General features: G+C 70.3%; 9 protein-coding genes and 1 tRNA gene. 1 reads left to right on the top strand and 9 read right to left on the bottom strand.

Translation table 11 applies throughout. The features are described from left to right. Nucleotides 1-101: 101 nt before the first annotated feature. From IEZ20_RS32210 to IEZ20_RS32240, 7 genes are all read right to left on the bottom strand, one after another. A complete protein-coding gene (locus IEZ20_RS32210; RefSeq protein WP_189305235.1) occupies nucleotides 102-647 on the bottom strand; it encodes a CinA family protein in 546 nt (181 codons plus the stop codon). After that, the gene (gene pgsA, locus IEZ20_RS32215; protein WP_189305237.1) at nucleotides 644-1,408 is read right to left on the bottom strand and encodes a CDP-diacylglycerol--glycerol-3-phosphate 3-phosphatidyltransferase; all 765 of its coding nucleotides are present in this window, start codon (nucleotides 1,406-1,408) and stop codon (nucleotides 644-646) included. The genes IEZ20_RS32210 and pgsA overlap by 4 nt, the downstream gene beginning before the upstream one ends. Continuing rightward, entirely contained in the window at nucleotides 1,405-2,877 is a 1,473-nt protein-coding gene (gene rimO, locus IEZ20_RS32220) for a 30S ribosomal protein S12 methylthiotransferase RimO (protein WP_189305239.1), read from the bottom strand. The genes pgsA and rimO overlap by 4 nt, the downstream gene beginning before the upstream one ends. Before the next feature lie 97 nt (nucleotides 2,878-2,974). Continuing rightward, entirely contained in the window at nucleotides 2,975-3,817 is an 843-nt protein-coding gene (locus IEZ20_RS32225) for a helix-turn-helix domain-containing protein (RefSeq protein WP_189305241.1), read from the bottom strand. Between the two features lie 282 nt (nucleotides 3,818-4,099). Then, a complete protein-coding gene (locus IEZ20_RS32230) occupies nucleotides 4,100-6,877 on the bottom strand; it encodes a DNA translocase FtsK (protein ID WP_189305243.1) in 2,778 nt (925 codons plus the stop codon). A gap of 124 nt (nucleotides 6,878-7,001) precedes the next feature. Next, the gene (locus IEZ20_RS32235; RefSeq protein WP_189305245.1) at nucleotides 7,002-7,682 is read right to left on the bottom strand and encodes a response regulator; all 681 of its coding nucleotides are present in this window, start codon (nucleotides 7,680-7,682) and stop codon (nucleotides 7,002-7,004) included. A 283-nt stretch (nucleotides 7,683-7,965) separates the two neighbouring features. Then, complete coding sequence (locus tag IEZ20_RS32240; protein WP_189305247.1) at nucleotides 7,966-13,431, bottom strand: HAMP domain-containing protein; 5,466 nt, start codon at nucleotides 13,429-13,431, stop codon at nucleotides 7,966-7,968. 411 nt (nucleotides 13,432-13,842) lie between these two features. Between IEZ20_RS32240 and IEZ20_RS32245 the strand changes: the two genes are divergently transcribed. After that, nucleotides 13,843-16,602, top strand: coding sequence for a SpoIIE family protein phosphatase (locus IEZ20_RS32245; RefSeq protein WP_189305249.1), 2,760 nt, complete (start codon nucleotides 13,843-13,845; stop codon nucleotides 16,600-16,602). Nucleotides 16,603-16,661: 59 nt separating this feature from the next. Here the strand turns inward: IEZ20_RS32245 and IEZ20_RS32250 are convergent. After that, nucleotides 16,662-16,734 (bottom strand) — tRNA-Thr (locus IEZ20_RS32250). 84 nt (nucleotides 16,735-16,818) lie between these two features. Further along, a complete protein-coding gene (locus IEZ20_RS32255; RefSeq protein ID WP_189305256.1) occupies nucleotides 16,819-17,481 on the bottom strand; it encodes a DegT/DnrJ/EryC1/StrS family aminotransferase in 663 nt (220 codons plus the stop codon). Between the last annotated feature and the right edge of the window lie 163 nt (nucleotides 17,482-17,644).

Below are 17,644 nucleotides of genomic sequence, written 5' to 3' on the forward strand. Positions count from 1 at the left end.
CCCTCCTCGGACCGCGTAGCCGCATCCTTCTCGCCCCACCGTACCGCCTTGCGCCGCGGCCGTGCGGGGAGCGATGTCGTGTTCACTCAGGGCTGCAAACATCAAAACCCCCCGTTCCGTTCCGTATCCTGTGCCCGCTCATTCCCAGTCTGTTCGCCCGCAAGCTGCTCCAGGAGCACTGCGAGTACGCTCCGTACACTCTCCATACGAATTTCCGCACGGCCGCCGTTCAACCGCAGAGCCTCGACTTTTCCGCCAGCGGCAGAACCGGACCGGGCGTTGAGGGGTCCGTCGACGGCCACGAAGACCGTTCCGACGGGCTTTCCGTCCTGCGGATCCGGGCCTGCGACCCCGGTGGTCGCGATGCCCCAGTCGGCACCCAGTGCCGTGCGCACTCCGGCCGCCATCTGGGCCGCGACCTGCGGATCCACCGCTCCGCGCTGGGCCAGCAGGGTGGCGTCGACACCCAGCAGCCGGTGCTTCAGCTCGGTGGCGTAGGCGGTGATCGAGCCCCGGAACACCCGGGAGGCCCCGGGCACCCCGGTGATCTCCGCCGCTACCAGGCCACCGGTCAGCGACTCCGCGACGGCAAGGGTCTCGCCCCTCACGGTCAGTAGTCGCACCAGTTCGGTGGCCGGGGAACTCACGCTTCCTTCTCCTCCAACGCCGCGGCGCGCTCGGCGATTCCCCGCCGACGCAGCACAATGGCTTGTCTTACGTAGTCGAGGCCGGTCACGACCGTGAGGACGACCGCTGCGGCCATCACCCAGAACCTCAGGGTGGCCAGCCACCCCGTCAGTGCCAGGACGTACATCCCGACGGCCACGCCCTGGGTGAGCGTCTTCAGCTTGCCGCCCCGGCTGGCGGGGATCACGCCGTAGCGAATGACCAGAAAACGCAGAAGGGTGATGCCGAGTTCCCTGCCGAGGATCACCCCCGTCACCCACCACGGCAGATCACCGAGGCCCGACAGACAGATGAGCGCCGCACCCATGATCGCCTTGTCGGCGATGGGGTCGGCGATCTTCCCGAAGTCGGTGACCAGGTTGTAGGTGCGGGCCAGGTGCCCGTCGAACAGGTCGGTGATCATGGCGACGGCGAAGGCCGCCCAGGCGAGGGAGCGCCAGGCCGGGTCGTAGCCGCCGCCCGCCAGCATCAGGGCCACGAAGCCGGGCACCAGGAGCAGCCGGAGCATCGTCAGCAGATTGGCGACGTTCCAGACGCTCGCCTGGTTGACGGCCGCGGCCGCGATCTTCCCGCCCCGCGCGGGCTTGCCGCCGCTCTCGGGGGCCGTGGCCGGACCCGAAGCAGAACCGGAGACCTCGGACCGGGCGCCGTCGGCGGCGGGGCCCCGGGCGCCGTGCGCGCCGGAGGAGCCGCCCGCGGCGGATGCCGGGACTCCGGTCATCTGCCCGCCTCCTCACTACACCCGAGCGAGCCGGTCAGCGGCTCGGCCACCAGGTCGACACCTTCCGTACCGACCACCTTCGCCTCGACCATACGTCCGACGCTCAGGCCTTCGCCGCTCGTGAGGAGCACCTGGCCGTCGGTCTCCGGCGCCTGGTGCGCGGCACGGCCGTAGACGCCCTCCTCCTCGTCCACGGACTCCACCAGGACCCGGAGGGTCTCGCCGACGCGCTCCTCGGCGCGCTGCGAGACGAGCTCCTCGGCGAGCCGGGAGATGTGGGCCAGGCGCTCGGCGACGACGTCCTCGTCCAGCTTGTTGTCGTACGTCGCCGCTTCCGTGCCCTCCTCGTCGGAGTAGCCGAAGACACCGATCGCGTCCAGCCGGGCGCCGTTCAGGAAGCGCTCCAGCTCGGCGAGGTCGGACTCGGTCTCGCCGGGGAAGCCGACGATGAAGTTGGAGCGCACGCCGGCCTCGGGCGCCTTGCTCCGGATGGTGTCGAGCAGCTCCAGGAACCGGTCGGTGTCGCCGAAGCGGCGCATGGCGCGCAGCACGTCGGGCGCGGAGTGCTGGAAGGACAGGTCGAAGTACGGCGCGACCTTGGGGGTGGAGGTCAGGACGTCGATGAGACCCGGGCGCATCTCGGCCGGCTGGAGGTAGCTGACCCGGACCCGCTCGATGCCGTCGACCTCGGCCAGCTCCGGCAGCAGGGACTCCAGCAGGCGGATGTCGCCGAGGTCCTTGCCGTAGGAGGTGTTGTTCTCGGAGACCAGCATGATCTCCTTCACGCCCTGCTCGGCCAGCCAGCGGGTCTCGTTCAGGACATCGCTGGGGCGGCGGGAGATGAAGGAGCCGCGGAAGGACGGGATGGCGCAGAACGAGCAGCGCCGGTCGCAGCCGGAGGCCAGCTTCACCGAGGCGACCGGGGAGCCGTCGAGCCGGCGGCGCAGGGGCGCGCGGGGACCCGATGCGGGCGCGACGCCCTCCGGGAGGTCGGCCGGGGCGTGCCCGGGCAGCGCCACCGAGGCGGCCGACTCCTGGCGCTCGGCCGGGCTGATCGGCAGCAGCTTGCGCCGGTCGCGCGGGGTGTGGGAGGCGTGGATGCCGCCGGACAGGATGGTCTGCAGGCGGTCGGAGATGTCCGTGTAGTCGTCGAAACCGAGCACGCCGTCGGCCTCGGGCAGCGCCTCGGCCAGTTCCTTGCCGTACCGCTCGGCCATGCAGCCCACCGCCACGACGGCCTGGGTTCTCCCGTGGCCCTTGAGGTCGTTCGCCTCCAGCAGGGCGTCGACGGAGTCCTTCTTCGCGGCCTCCACGAAGCCACAGGTGTTGACCACGGCGACGTCGGCGTCCGCGGCGTCCTCGACGAGCTGCCAGCCGTCCGCCTCCAAACGGCCTGCGAGCTCCTCGGAGTCCACCTCGTTACGGGCGCAGCCGAGAGTGACCAGTGCGACGGTACGGCGTTCAGGCATGGGCTCAAGACTACTTTGTCTCACTGACAGCCCACGTCGACGGGGTTGGCCGATTGTGGCCGACTCCGTCACACCCCGGTCCGCCGGGGCGTCCTCGTCAGCCCGCCACCGGGTCGCCCTTCGTGTAGGTGAGGCGCTCGACCGCGCCGGGCCGGAAGGTGTCCTCGATCTTCTTGCCGTTGACGTACAGCTCGATCGCGCCCGCGTCGCCGAGGATCAGGTTGATCTTCGAGCTGTCCTGGAAGGTCTTGGACTGGCCCTTCTTCAGCAGCCCGTCGAAGAGCATCCGGCCGTTGTGGTCCTGGGCCGAGATCCAGCTGCGTCCGTTCGGCGCGCTGACCTGGACGGTGACCTTGTCCTGGGGCGCGGCGGCGATGGCGCTGTCGGAGGGCTCGCCGGTCGGCTCGGCGGGCTTGTTCTTCTTCGGGGTGGGCACGGCGGACTTGCCGGCGCTGGGCGTGGTGCCCTCGGCGACCTGGGACTTCGCGTCGCCGGAGTCGTCGCCGCCCTTGAAGGCGGTGAACCCGACGAACCCGATCACGACGACGATCGCGGCGACCATGGCCGCGGTCCAGTTCGGGCCGCGCCGCTCGGGCCGGATCCGCTCCGCCTCGAACAGGGGTGCGGCCGGGGTGGGCGCGGGCCGGCCGCCGTGCTCGGCGTCGAACTGGGCGATCAGCGGTCCGGGGTCGAGGCGGACGGCCCTGGCCAGCGTGCGGATGTGGCCGCGGGCGTACACGTCGCCGCCGCAGGGGGCGAAGTCGTCCGCCTCGATGGCGTGCACGATGGCGATACGGACACGAGTGGCACTGCTGACCTGTTCCACGGTGAGCCCGGCCGCGATCCGCGCCTGCTGGAGGGCGCGGCCCACGGAGGGTCGGGCTTCCTGGGACTCGGCTGGGAACGGACGCTCGTCTTCAGGGGAGTTGCCGATGGACACGGGGGGCGCCTTTCGAGCGTGTAGCCACCTGTGCTGGAAGCTCAGTCTAGGGGGGGTACGAAAGGGTGGGGCAACCGGACGGTAGGACTTTGTGCACCGTCGGACCGGCCGGACAATCCGATGGTTTGACAGGCAGGTACCCCATGATGAGGCCCCTAGCTGTCCTTTCGCTCAACTGGACGTACGACGAACGGAAACGGTTGCTCACAGATCTCTAACGGGTGCGTCACGGCGATCCCGCCACCCGGCGTAACCCGCTTCCGCCGAACGGCCCTTCGCCCCTCACCCCTCAGACTCCCCGCGAATCACCGCGAGCACGCCGTCCAGGTCGTCAGGTTTCACAAGAACGTCACGCGCCTTCGAGCCCTCGCTCGGTCCCACGATGTTGCGGGACTCCATGAGGTCCATGAGCCGTCCGGCCTTGGCGAAGCCGACGCGGAGCTTGCGCTGGAGCATGGAGGTCGACCCGAACTGGGTGGAGACGACCAGCTCGGCCGCCTGGCACAGCAGGTCGAGGTCGTCGCCGATGTCCTCGTCGATCTCCTTCTTCTGCTTGGTGCCCACGGTGACGTCGTCCCGGAAGACGGGCGCCATCTGGTCCTTGCAGTGCTGGACGACGGCCGCGACCTCCTCCTCGGTCACGAACGCGCCCTGCATACGGGTCGGCTTGTTCGCGCCCATCGGCAGGAACAGGCCGTCGCCCTTGCCGATCAGCTTCTCGGCGCCGGGCTGGTCGAGGATGACCCGGGAGTCGGCGAGCGAGGAGGTGGCGAAGGCCAGCCGCGAGGGGACGTTCGCCTTGATCAGGCCGGTGACGACGTCCACGGACGGGCGCTGGGTGGCGAGCACCAGGTGGATGCCGGCCGCGCGCGCGAGCTGCGTGATGCGCACGATCGCGTCCTCGACGTCCCGCGGGGCCACCATCATCAGGTCGGCCAGCTCGTCCACGATCACCAGCAGGTACGGGTACGGCTGCAGCTCCCGCTCGCTGCCCTCGGGCGGCTTGACCTTACCCTCGCGCACCGCACGGTTGAAGTCGTCGATGTGCCGGTAGCCGTAGGCGGCCAGGTCGTCGTACCTGAGGTCCATCTCGCGGACCACCCACTGCAGCGCCTCGGCGGCCCGCTTGGGGTTGGTGATGATCGGCGTGATCAGGTGCGGGATGCCCTCGTAGGCGGTCAGCTCGACGCGCTTGGGGTCGACCAGGATCATCCGGACGTCCTCCGGGGTCGCCCGCATCATGACCGAGGTGATCAGGCAGTTGATGCAGGACGACTTGCCGGAGCCCGTGGCGCCGGCGACCAGCATGTGCGGCATCTTCGCCAGCGAGTGCATGACGTACCCGCCCTCGACGTCCTTGCCGAAGGCCACCAGCATCGGGTCGTCGTCCTCGGCGGACTCCGCGAGCCGCAGGACGTCGCCGAGGTTGACCATCTCCCGGTCGGTGTTCGGGATCTCGATGCCCACCGCCGACTTGCCGGGGATCGGGCTGATGATCCGCACGTCCGGGCTGGCGACGGCGTAGGCGATGTTCTTGGTCAGCGCGGTGATCCGCTCGACCTTCACGGCGGGGCCCAGCTCGACCTCGTAGCGGGTGACCGTCGGACCGCGGGTGAAGCCGGTGACGGCCGCGTCGACCTTGAACTCGGTGAAGACCTGGGTGAGCGAGGCGACGACCGCGTCGTTGGCGGCGCTGCGCGCCTTGCCGGGGCCGCCGCGCCGGAGGAGCTCCAGGGAGGGCAGCGCGTAGGTGATGTCGCCGGACAGCTGGAGCTGCTCCGCGCGCGCGGGCAGGTCGCGGGGCTGCTCCGGCGCCTTCTTGGTCAGGTCCGGTACGGCCTTGGTCAGGTCGGGTACGGCCTTGGTCGGGTCGGGTGCGGCCTCGGTCCCCCGCTTGCCCTGCCTGGGCCGGGCGGCCGGGACCGGCGCGGGCGCGGGCTCCGCCGCGGGAGCGGGCACCGGGGTGGTGTCCTCGCGCTCGCCCGCGCTCACCCCCTGGGTGAGGTCGGCGACGAGCGGGGACGGCGGCATGCCGTGCATCACGGCGCCGTCGAGCGCGGCTGCCGCGGCCGCCGCGACGTCCACGGCGTCCAGCCGGCGCTGCGGGTCCGGCTGGGGCACCGCGGAGCGCCTGGGGCGCCCACGGCGCTGCGAGAGGGCCTCCTCCTCGGCGCGCTCCGGCTCGTACGCCGCAGGGGCGCCGGCGCGTCTGCGGGGGCGCGTGGACGTCGCCTCGCGCCACTGCTCGTCGTAGGCCTCCTCCTCCGCGAGCCGGTCCTCCTCGGGATCGCGCAGCACGCCGAGGTGGACGCCGAGCGTCCGCAGCCGCTGCGGGATCGCGTTGACCGGGGTCGCGGTCACCACCAGCAGCCCGAAGACGGTCAGCAGCACCAGCAGGGGTACGGCGAGCACCTCGGTCATGGTGTACGTCAGCGGGGTGGCCGCCGCCCAGCCGATGAGGCCGCCGGCGTCCCTTATGCCCTGCATGCCGTCGCTGCGCGCGGGTGAGCCGCAGGCGATGTGGACCTGGCCGAGCACGCCGATGACGAGCGCGGACAGGCCGATCACGATCCGCCCGTTGGCCTCCGGCTGCTCCGGGTGCCGGATGAACCGTACGGCGATCACCGCGAGCAGTATCGGCACGAGCAGGTCGAGCCGGCCGAAGGCGCCGGTGACCAGGATCTCGACCAGGTCGCCGACGGGCCCGCGCAGGTCCGCCCAGGTGCCGGCGGCGACGATCAGGGCGATGCCGAGCAGCAGCAGCGCGACGCCGTCCTTGCGGTGGGCGGGGTCGAGGTTCTTCGCGCCCTGCCCTATGCCGCGGAAGACGGCGCCGACGGCGTGCGCGAGGCCGAGCCAGAGCGCGCGCACGAGCCGGTACACGCCCCCGGTGGGGCTGGGTACCGGCCTCGGCGGCGGGGCCTTCCTCGTCACGGCCTTCTTGGCGGGCGCCTTCTTGGCCGGGGCCTTCTTCGCGGCGGCCTTCCTCGCCGGAGCCTTCGCGGGAGCCGCCGCCTTCTTGGCGGGCTGCTTCTTGGCTGCGGAGGGACGTGAGGCCATGGGTGTGAGGTTACCGGGGGAGACGACGGCGGACACGTGTGCCCACAGCTTCACCCGATCGTGTCGTGCCTGCCGGGGCGCGGAACTGACGCACGCTCATCCGCAACCGCCGTCCCGGCGTGCGTCAGTTCTGCGAGGACACCGAGGCCCCGGCGCCGCCCGAGCCCGGCTCCAGGGCGTCGAGGGCACGGCGCAACCCGGTGAGCTTGCGCTCCAGATGGGCCGCCGTGGCCACCGCCGCCGCGTCCGCGGAGTCGTCGTCCAGCTGCTTGGACAGTGCCTCCGCCTGCTCCTCGACGGCCGCGAGTCGCGCGGACAGCTCGGCGAGCAGCCCGGCCGACTCCTTGCCGGCGACGCCGCTCCTGCCACCGCCCTCCAACTGGAGCCGCAGCAGCGCCGCCTGCTCCCTCAGCTGGCAGTTCTTCATGTACAGCTCGACGAACACCGAGACCTTCGCGCGCAGCACCCACGGGTCGAAGGGCTTGGAGATGTAGTCCACCGCGCCCGCCGCATAACCCCGGAAGGTGTGGTGCGGACCGTGGTTGATCGCCGTGAGGAAGATGATCGGGATGTCCCGGGTCCGCTCCCGCCGCTTGATGTGCGCTGCCGTCTCGAACCCGTCCATGCCGGGCATCTGGACGTCCAGCAGAATGACCGCGAAATCGTCCGTGAGCAGTGCTTTGAGCGCTTCCTCCCCGCTCGATGCCCGCACCAGCGTCTGATCGAGCGCAGAGAGGATGGCCTCCAGCGCCAGCAGATTCTCCGGCCGGTCATCGACCAGGAGGATCTTGGCCTTCTGCACCATGGCCCGCCCTCCTCGCCCCGGCGGTACACCGGGCGCCGCCCCAGGGGACGACTCCCTTTCGCCGCCCGTCCTTGTGCCGGTCATCGTAGCCGCACCCCGCCTGTCGCCACACCCTGTCACCGCGATGTCACTGTGCACGTACCGGAAACGCGGCCAGACCCCGGTTGGTTCCCGGAATCGGGGATTCCCGCGTCTTCCCGGCCTTCATCATGCAGCAACTCCCGAGACCCGCCGGAGGTTCCCCCGGCGTTCACGTCCCGCCCGGCCGTGCCGCTCGCCGTGCTCACTCCGCCCTCATCCACTGGCCCATCACCGACAGCAGGTGATCGGGGTCGACCGGCTTGGTGACGTAGTCGGAGGCACCCGACTCGATCGCCTTCTCCCGGTCGCCCTTCATCGCCTTCGCGGTGAGCGCGATGATCGGCAGGCCCGCGAACTGCGGCATCCTGCGGATCGCGGTGGTCGTCGCGTACCCGTCCATCTCGGGCATCATGATGTCCATCAGGACGACCGCCACATCGTCGTGCTGCTCCAGCACCTCGATCCCCTCCCGGCCGTTCTCGGCGTACAGCACCGACAGGCCGTGCTGCTCCAGGACGCTGGTGAGCGCGAACACGTTGCGGATGTCGTCGTCGACGATCAGCACCTTCTCGCCGCCGAACCGCACCGCGCGGCCCTGCTGCGAGGCGTGGTCCTGCTCGGGGACGGCCGTCCACTGCTCGGCCCGCTGCCCCTCCAACGGCAGGCCGCGCCGCCGGCGCCGGAAGAGCGCGGCCGGGCCGTTCTGCGTCTCCTGGTACGACTTCACCTCGGCCGGCATCTCGATCTCCACCGCGGACAGCTCCGAGGACAGGCGCGCCTCGGAGGCCGAGGCGACCAGGTCGCCGGCCTCCAGCGCGGGCAGCGACTGCTGGTAGCCCTGCGGCGGCAGCTCGCTCGGATGCAGCGGCAGGTAGAGGGTGAACGTCGAGCCACGGCCCGGTTCGCTCTGCGCGTGGATCTCACCGCCGAGCAGCTGCGCGATCTCCCGGGAGATCGACAGGCCGAGCCCGGTGCCGCCGTACTTGCGGCTGGTGGTGCCGTCGGCCTGCTTGAACGCCTCGAAGATCACCCGCATCTTGCTGGCCGCGATGCCGATACCGGTGTCGGTCACCGAGAACGCGATCAGCTCCCCGTCCGGCACCCTCAGCGAACCGGCCTCCAGCAGCTGCTCCCGGATGGACTGCGGCACATCCGCGCCGGCGGGCCGGATCACCAGCTCCACCGACCCGGAGTCGGTGAACTTCACCGCGTTGGACAGCAGATTGCGCAGCACCTGCAACAGCCGCTGCTCGTCGGTGTGCAGGGTGGCCGGCAGCTCCGGGGAGACCCGTACGGACAGGTCCAGGCCCTTCTCCGCGGTCAGCGGCCGGAAGGTGGCCTCGACGTAGTCCACGAGCTGGACGAGCGCGATCCGCGTCGGGGAGACGTCCATCTTGCCCGCCTCGACCTTCGACAGGTCCAGGATGTCGTTGATCAGCTGCAGCAGGTCGGAACCGGCGCCGTGGATGGTCTCGGCGAACTCCACCTGCTTCGGCGAGAGGTTCCCCTCGGCGTTGTCGGCGAGCAGCTTCGCCAGGATGAGCAGCGAGTTGAGCGGGGTGCGCAGCTCGTGCGACATGTTGGCGAGGAACTCGCTCTTGTAGCGCATGGAGACCGCGAGCTGCTCGGCGCGCTCCTCCAGGACCTGCCGGGCCTCCTCGATCTCGGTGTTCTTCACCTCGATGTCCCGGTTCTGCCGGGCCAGCAGCTCGGCCTTCTCCTCCAGCTCGGCGTTGGAGGCCTGCAGCGCCTTCTGCCGGTTCTCCAGCTCGGCCGACCGCTCCCGCAGCTGCTCGGTCAGCTCCTGCGACTGCTTGAGCAGCTGTTCGGTCTTGGTGTTGACCGAGATGGTGTTGACGCTGGTCGCGATCATCTCGGCGATCTGGTTGAGGAAGTCCTTCTGGATGTGCGTGAACGGAGTGAAGGACGCCAGCTCGATCACGCCGAGCACCTTGCCCTCGAACAGCACCGGCAGCACGATCACCTGCGCGGGCGGTGCCTCACCGAGCCCGGAGGAGATCTTCAGGTAGCCGCTGGGCGCCCGGTCCACCAGGATCGTGCGCTTCTCCTGGGCGGCCGTGCCGATCAGCGCCTCACCGGGCCGGAACGACGTCGGCATGGAGCCCATCGAGTAGCCGTACGAGCCCAGCATCCGCAGCTCGTAGTCGTCCTCGCCGGTGCCCACGTCCTTGCCCTCCATGAGCGGCATGGCCAGGAAGAACGCGCCGTGCTGGGCGGACACCACCGGCGTCAGCTCGCTCATGATCAGCGAGGCGACGTCCTCCAGGTCCCGGCGGCCCTGCATGAGCGCGGAGATGCGGGCCAGGTTGCCCTTGAGCCAGTCCTGCTCCTTGTTGGCGATCGTGGTGTCGCGCAGGTTGGCGATCATCTTGTTGATGTAGTCCTGGAGCTCCTGGATCTCGCCGGACGCGTCCACGTCGATCTTCAGGTTCAGGTCGCCCCGGGTCACCGCGGTCGCCACGCGCGCGATGGCCCGCACCTGCCGGGTCAGGTTCCCGGCCATCTCGTTCACGGACTCGGTCAGGTCCCGCCAGGTACCGTCGACGTCCCGCACGCGCGCCTGACCGCCCAGCTGTCCTTCCGTACCCACCTCGCGGGCCACGCGCGTGACCTCCTCGGCGAAGCTGGACAGCTGGTCAACCATGGTGTTGATCGTCGTCTTCAGCTCAAGGATCTCGCCGCGGGCGTCAATGTCGATCTTCTTCGTCAGGTCACCCTTGGCGATGGCCGTGGTCACCATGGCGATGTTGCGCACCTGGCCGGTCAGGTTGGACGCCATCTGGTTCACCGACTCGGTGAGGTCCTTCCAGGTGCCGGCCACACCGGGCACATGCGCCTGGCCGCCCAGGATGCCGTCCGTGCCCACCTCGCGGGCCACCTTGGTGACCTGGTCGGCGAACGAACTCAGGGTCTTCACCATGGTGTTGATGGTGTCGGCGAGCTGCGCGACCTCACCACGCGCCTCGATCGTCACCTGGCGCGTCAGGTCACCGTTGGCGACGGCCGCGGCCACCTGCGAGATGTTCCGCACCTGCATGGTCAGGTTGTTGGCCATCAGGTTGACGTTGTTGCTGAGGTCCTTCCAGATACCGGTCACGCCCGGTACGTGCGCCTGGCCGCCCAGGATGCCCTCGGTGCCCACCTCCCGGGCCACCCGGGTCACCTGCTCGGCGAAACTCGACAGCTGGTCAACCATGGTGTTGACCGTCGTGACGAGCTCGAGGATCTCGCCCTTCGCGTCAACAGTGATCTTCTTCGACAGGTCGCCCTTGGCGACCGCCGTGGTGACCTCGGCGATGTTGCGCACCTGGATGGTCAGGTTGTTCGCCATGAAGTTCACGGACTGCGTGAGGTCCTTCCAGGTGCCGGAGACACCCTGCACCTCGGCCTGACCGCCGAGAATGCCCTCCGTACCCACCTCACGGGCCACACGCGTGACCTCCTGGGCGAACGACGACAGCTGGTCCACCATCGTGTTCAGCGTGTTCTTCAGCTCCAGGATCTCCCCGCGGGCGTCCACGGTGATCTTCTGGGAGAGGTCACCGCGCGCCACCGCCGTGGCGACCTGCGCGATGTTGCGCACCTGGGCCGTCAGGTTGCCGGCCATGCCGTTCACGGAGTCGGTCAGGTCCCGCCACACACCGGCGACACCGGGCACCTGCGCCTGCCCGCCGAGGCGGCCCTCCGTACCCACGTCCCGGGCCACCCGGGTCACCTGGTCGGCGAAGGCGGACAGCTGATCGACCATGGTGTTGATCGTGTTCTTCAGCTCGAGGATCTCGCCGCGCGCGTCGACGTCGATCTTCTGCGACAGGTCACCACGCGCCACGGCCGTCGTCACCTGGGCGATCTGCCGCACCTGCGACGTCAGGTTGCCGGCCATGAAGTTGACGGAGTCCGTCAACTCCTTCCAGGTACCGGAGACGCCGTCCACCCGGGCCTGACCGCCCAGCCGGCCCTCCGTACCCACGTCCCGGGCCATCCGCGTGACCTGGTCGGCGAAGCTCGACAGCTGGTCCACCATCGTGTTCACGGTGTTCTTCAGCTGGAGCATCTCGCCGGACACGTCCACGGTGACCTTCTGCGACAGGTCACCGTTGGCCACCGCCGTGGTCACCTGGGCGATGTTGCGCACCTGCCCGGTGAGGTTGCGGAATGCAGTGTTGACGGAGTCCGTCAAGTCCTTCCAGGTACCGGCCGCCCCCGGCACCTGCGCCTGGCCGCCCAGCTCACCCTCGACACCGATCTCCCGGGCGACCCGCGTCACCTCGGCACCGAACGCCGACAGCTGGTCCACCATCCCGTTGACGGTGTTCTTCAGCTCCAGCATCTCGCCGGCCACGTCCACGGTGACCTTCTGCGAGAGATCACCGCTGGCCACCGCCGTCGTCACGGCGGCGATGTCGCGCACCTGCGTGGTCAGGTTCCGGAAGACCGTGTTGACGGAGTCCGTCAGGTCCTTCCACGTCCCCGCCGCGCCCGGCACGTTCGCCTGCCCGCCGAGCCGGCCCTCCGCGCCGACCTCGTTCGCCACCCGCGTGACCTCGTCCGCGAAGATCCGCAGCGTCTCGGTCATCTGGTTGATCGTCTCGGCGAGCTGCGCCACCTCCCCGCGCGCGGGGACGGTCACCTTCTGCGACAGGTCACCGCTGGCGACAGCGGTCGTGACCTGTGAGATCCCCCGCACCTGCGCGGTCAGGTTGCCCGCCATCGTGTTGACGGAGTCGGTCAGCTCCTTCCACACGCCGGCCACCCCGGGCACCTGCGCCTGACCGCCCAGGATGCCCTCGGTGCCCACCTCCCGGGCCACCCGGGTGACCTCGGAGGAGAAGGACGACAGCTGGTCCACCATCGTGTTGACGGTGTTCTTCAGCTCCAGCATCTCGCCGGCGACATGGACGGTCACCTTGCGCGACAGGTCACCCTTGGCGACCGCCGTCGTCACCAGGGCGATGTCGCGCACCTGCGCGGTCAGCCGGTACGCCATCGTGTTGACGGACTCGGTCAGGTCCTTCCACGAACCGGACATACCGCGCACCCGGGCCTGACCGCCGAGCTTGCCCTCGGTGCCGACCTCGCTGGCCACGCGCGTGACCTCGTCCGTGAACGTCGACAGCTGGTCGACCAGGTTGTTCACGGTCCGGCCGACCTTCAGGAACTCACCCCGCAGGGGATGGCCCGTTCCGTCGTCCTGCGCCTGCGTCCGCAGCTCCATCCGCGGCGACAGATCACCGTCGGCGACCGCCGTGAGCACCCGGCTGACCTCGGAGACCGGCCAGACCAGATCGTCCACGAGCGCGTTGGAGTGCTCGATGGCCGTCGCCCAGGAACCCTCGCAGGCCCCCGTCTCCAGCCGCTCCGTGAGCTTTCCCTCACGCCCCACCATGCGCCGTACCCGCGCCAGCTCGCCGGTCAGATGCAGGTTCCGGTCGGCCACCTCGTTGAAGACCGCCGCGATCTCCGACATCACGCCGTCGCCGGACACCGTGAGCCGCTTGCGGAAGTTCCCGTCCCGCATCGACACGAGAGCCGCCAGCAGCCGGTTCAGGGCAGCCGTGTCCACGGCGGTGGTACCGCCGCTCCTGCCCAGGGACGGTCCGCCTTTCGCGCGCGTCTTCGTGCCCCGCGTCGCCGCGCCAGACTCCACTGTGTCCCTCCCGGAGGGGTAGACCGTTACTGCTGTGCTCGGCCGCTTCGGCCCCGGCATGCCGGTCATCGGCATACCGGTCGCCTCCGCGTACCGGTTACTCCTGCCTCTATCCGCCAGACGGCATCAGGCCACATCAGGGGCTGCTGCCCGCCGTGCACGGAACGCACGCAGCCCGATCCGACCTTCGTCAGAAGCTTGCCCAGTGTTTCACCCCGGCCGAACCAGGCCATAACAGTTCGGCAGCTTCGCACATGGTCCGCACACCCTGGGGGCGTAAACACCTGCGACCGGCATCCGCTCGGACCGCGAAGGTAAGTAACCTTGCATGCGGCTGTCCAGCCGCACCGGTCCGACCGGCCTGGGCGGTGGCACGAGTACCAGCGGGCATCGGAGGGGCGGCCGGACACCATGACCACCGGACTGATCCCCGGGGGACAGCCCCCGGAGCCACAGCCGACGGGCGAGCTGATGCCGCAGCAGCGGCGCGAGCCGCCCGGCCGCGCAGCCCCGCATGTCGACAACCGGCCGAGGAGTTCTGTGATCACCGCGCGAGCGGCCGCCAGTTTCGAGCCCGTCGGGCGGTCGGTCGCGACCGCCCGGTCCTTCGTCCGCGACACCCTCCAGGGCTGGGGGTTCGCCGACATCGTCGACGACGCCGTCGTCCTCACCAGCGAACTGGTGACCAACGCCGTCGTCCACGCGGGCACGCACGCGGACGTGCTGTGCCTGCGCACCGAGGACGGCGTGCGCATCGAGGTCTCCGACCGCTACCCGGAACGCGAGGTCCCGCTCCAGAACTCCCCCGCCACCATGGGCAGCCCCGACCGCGAGGGCGGCCGCGGCCTCCAGCTGTGCGCGGCCCTGGCCACCCGCTGGGGCGTGGACTACACCCCGACCCACAAGAACGTCTGGTTCCAGCTCAACCTGCCCGAGCGCCCGGTCGGCACCCGCACCGCCGGCCCCGCGCTGCCCGCCGACCTCCTGCCGCTGGCCGACGGCCGGGTCCGTGTCGCCGTCCTCCAGGTCGACCGGAAGGGCGGCATCAGTGCCTGGAACGAGGACGCGGAGGAGCTGTTCGGCTACCCGGCGGGCGACGTCATCGGCAAGCCCCTCACCGACCTGGCCGCCTGGCCGCACACGCCCGGCACCGGCACCGGCATCGCCGAGGCCCTCCAGCTCTCCCGCTGGGAGGGCACCTACGGCATCCGCGGCGCCGACGGCCGGGTGGCCCAGGTCTACGCCTCCCACCTCAGGGTCCGCGACACCGGGGGCGAGCCCTCCACCGTCTGTCTCCTGGTCCGCGACCACGAACGCGCCGTCCTGCAGACCCCGTCCCGCGTCCCGGCCACCGACCAGAACCCGTCCTCCGACGGGCAGAGCTCCGACCCCTTCGAACTGTTCATCGGCTCCCCCGCCCCGGACGACCTCGACGGCCTGCTCCAGCGCACGGTGGAACGCGCCCGCGACATGCTCGACGGCGACTCCGCGTTCCTGCTGCTCGCCACGGACGACGAGACGGAACTGGAGGTCCGCGCCTCCACCGGCCTGCCCTCCGCCCGCCAGCGCTTCGCGCGCGTGCCCGTCGAGGCGGGCCCCGGCCGCTACGGCTCCGCCCGCATGCCCGCCGTCCACGACGACCTCACCGCCGTCCCGGGGGCCGTACCGCTGCTCGCCGGCACCGGCATGCGCTCGGTCGTCACCGTCCCGCTCAAGGTCGAGGGACGTCTCACCGGCTCCCTCGGCGTCGCGGCGGAGGCGCCCGGCCGGTACACCAACGAGGAGGCGCTGCGCCTGCAGTTCGCCGCCGACCGCATCGCGCTGGCCGTCGAGTCGGCCCGCCTCGGCGAACTCGAACGGCTGCGCCGCGGCTCCCTGAGCTTCCTGGTCGAGGCATCGGACCTGCTGGCCGGCACCCTGGACCGCGACCAGACGCTGGCCCTGATGGCCCAGATGACGGTCCCCACCCTGGCCACCTGGTGCGCGGTGTACACCATCGCCGACCAGGCCTCCGACCCGTACCTGTCCTACGTCCTGCACGAGGACGAGGAACTCATCGACGGCATCAAGTCGTTGTTGTCGAAGATCCCCCCGCCCGATCCGGTACCGACGCCCGGCGCCCGCGTGTGGACGACTCCCGGCGAGGTCGCCCACCAGGCGGCCCTGCGCAGCTCCATGCGCAGCCTCGGCCTGGCCGGCGGCCCCACCCACCAGATCACCTCCGGCATCGGCCCGACGCTCGCGACGGCGTCCGCGGTCGGCGGCGAGACGGTCGTCCTGCCGCTCGTCGCCCGCAACCGCGTCATCGGCATGCTGACCCTCGGCAAGCCCACCGACGAACACTTCCGCCAGGAGATCCTGGAACTCGCCGAGGACCTGAGCCGCAGGGCCGCCCTCGCCCTGGACAACGCCCGCCTGTACTCGGAGCGCACGGCCATCAGCCAGTCCCTCCAGCGCAGCCTGCTCCCCCCGGGCCTGCCCCAGATCGACGGCGTCGAGGTCGAGGTCATCTACCGCGCCGCCGGCGAGGGCAACGAGGTCGGAGGCGACTTCTACGACCTCTTCCCCATCGGCAACGGCGCGTACGGCTTCGCCATCGGCGACGTCTGCGGTACGGGCCCCAACGCGGCGGCGGTCACCGGCCTGGCCCGGCACGCCCTGCGCCTGCTGGCCCGAGAGGGCCTGTCCGGCCCGGCCGTGCTGGAGCGCCTGAACTCCGCGATCCTCGACGAGGGCGACCGCAGCCGCTTCCTGACCCTGCTCTACGGCGAGATGCGCCCGCAGGACGACGGCAGCGCCGAGCTGAAGGTGGTCTGCGCCGGCCATCCGCTGCCGCTGCGCCTGCGCCAGGACGGCACGGTGGTGGCCGCGGCCGAGCCGCAGCCCCTGCTGGGCGTCATCGAGGACCTGGAGCTGTACGAGGAGACGGTCACCCTCGACCCCGGTGACGTGCTGCTCTGTGTCACGGACGGCGTCACCGAGCGCCGGGAGGGCACGCGCATGCTGGGCGACGACGGTCTCGCCGACGTCCTCACCACGTGCACGGGACTGACGGCGGGCGCGGTCGCGGCACGCATCATGCGCGCGGTGGAGCGGTTCGCCTCGGACGCCCCTTCCGACGACATGGCCATTCTGGCGATGCGCGTCCCGGGAATCCACAAGGAGGCCTGAGGGAGCCCCGCCGGAAGCACGAAAAGGCCCCACCCGGAAGGGTGGGGCCTTTTTACCGGAGCCCCCAAACGGAATCGAACCGTTGACCTTCTCCTTACCATGGAGACGCTCTGCCGACTGAGCTATAGGGGCCTGTCGTTTTCGAGGTTTCCCTCGCGGCGACAAAGAAACTGTACCCCGAACACGCCCCGGTTCCCAAATTCGTTCGGTGCCCGGTCAGAAGGCGGGCTGAAGCAGGCCGCCGAGGGCGTTGCACGCGGACACGACGCGGTGCATCTCCCGCTTGGTGAGCCCGGCGTCCACGGGTAGCGCGAGCGTCTCGTCGGCGGCCCGCTCGGTTTCCGGCAGCGACACATACCGACGGAACTCCGGCAGCCGGTGCACGGGCGTCTTCACCGGCACCCGGCACTCGACTCCCTTGGCCCGCACCGCCCTTGCGAAGGCGTCCCGGTCCGGCCGGCCGTTCCCCGGCACCCGCACGACGTACTGCTGATAGGTGTGCCCGTCCCCGCCGTCCGGCGTCCGCACGCCCTTGAGCCTGGCGTCCAGGTAGGCGGCCCGCTGCCTGCGCTGCGCTATCTCGTCGTACGGCGCCTCGGACTCGCCCTGCTCCAGCACCAGCAGCCCGTGCCGCTGCCCGAGCGCGTGCAACCGCGTGATGTCGGCGTGCCGTCCGAAGCGGTGTACGGCAACGACCGCGGCGGTACGGGAGGTTACGGCCGCCTCGACCGCGTCCGGGTCGAGGCAGTAGGTCACCGGGTCTATGTCGGCGAACACCGGGAGCGCTCCGGCCAGGGTCACGGCCTCGGCGACCTCGACGTTCCCGAAGGCCGGTACGACGACCTCGTCACCGACTCCTACGCCGGCGGCCCTGAGCATTGCTGCAGTACCCATGTCTGGATGCTGTGCTCGCAACGTGAACGACACGTTACGCACAACAGAAAAAGGCCGGACCCCGAACCGAAGTTCAGGATCCGACCTCTATCAAAATTTGTTCGGCGGCGTCCTACTCTCCCACAGGGTCCCCCCTGCAGTACCATCG

The organism is Streptomyces cinerochromogenes (genome assembly GCF_014648635.1).
GTDB classification, from domain to species: Bacteria; Actinomycetota; Actinomycetes; order Streptomycetales; family Streptomycetaceae; genus Streptomyces; species Streptomyces cinerochromogenes.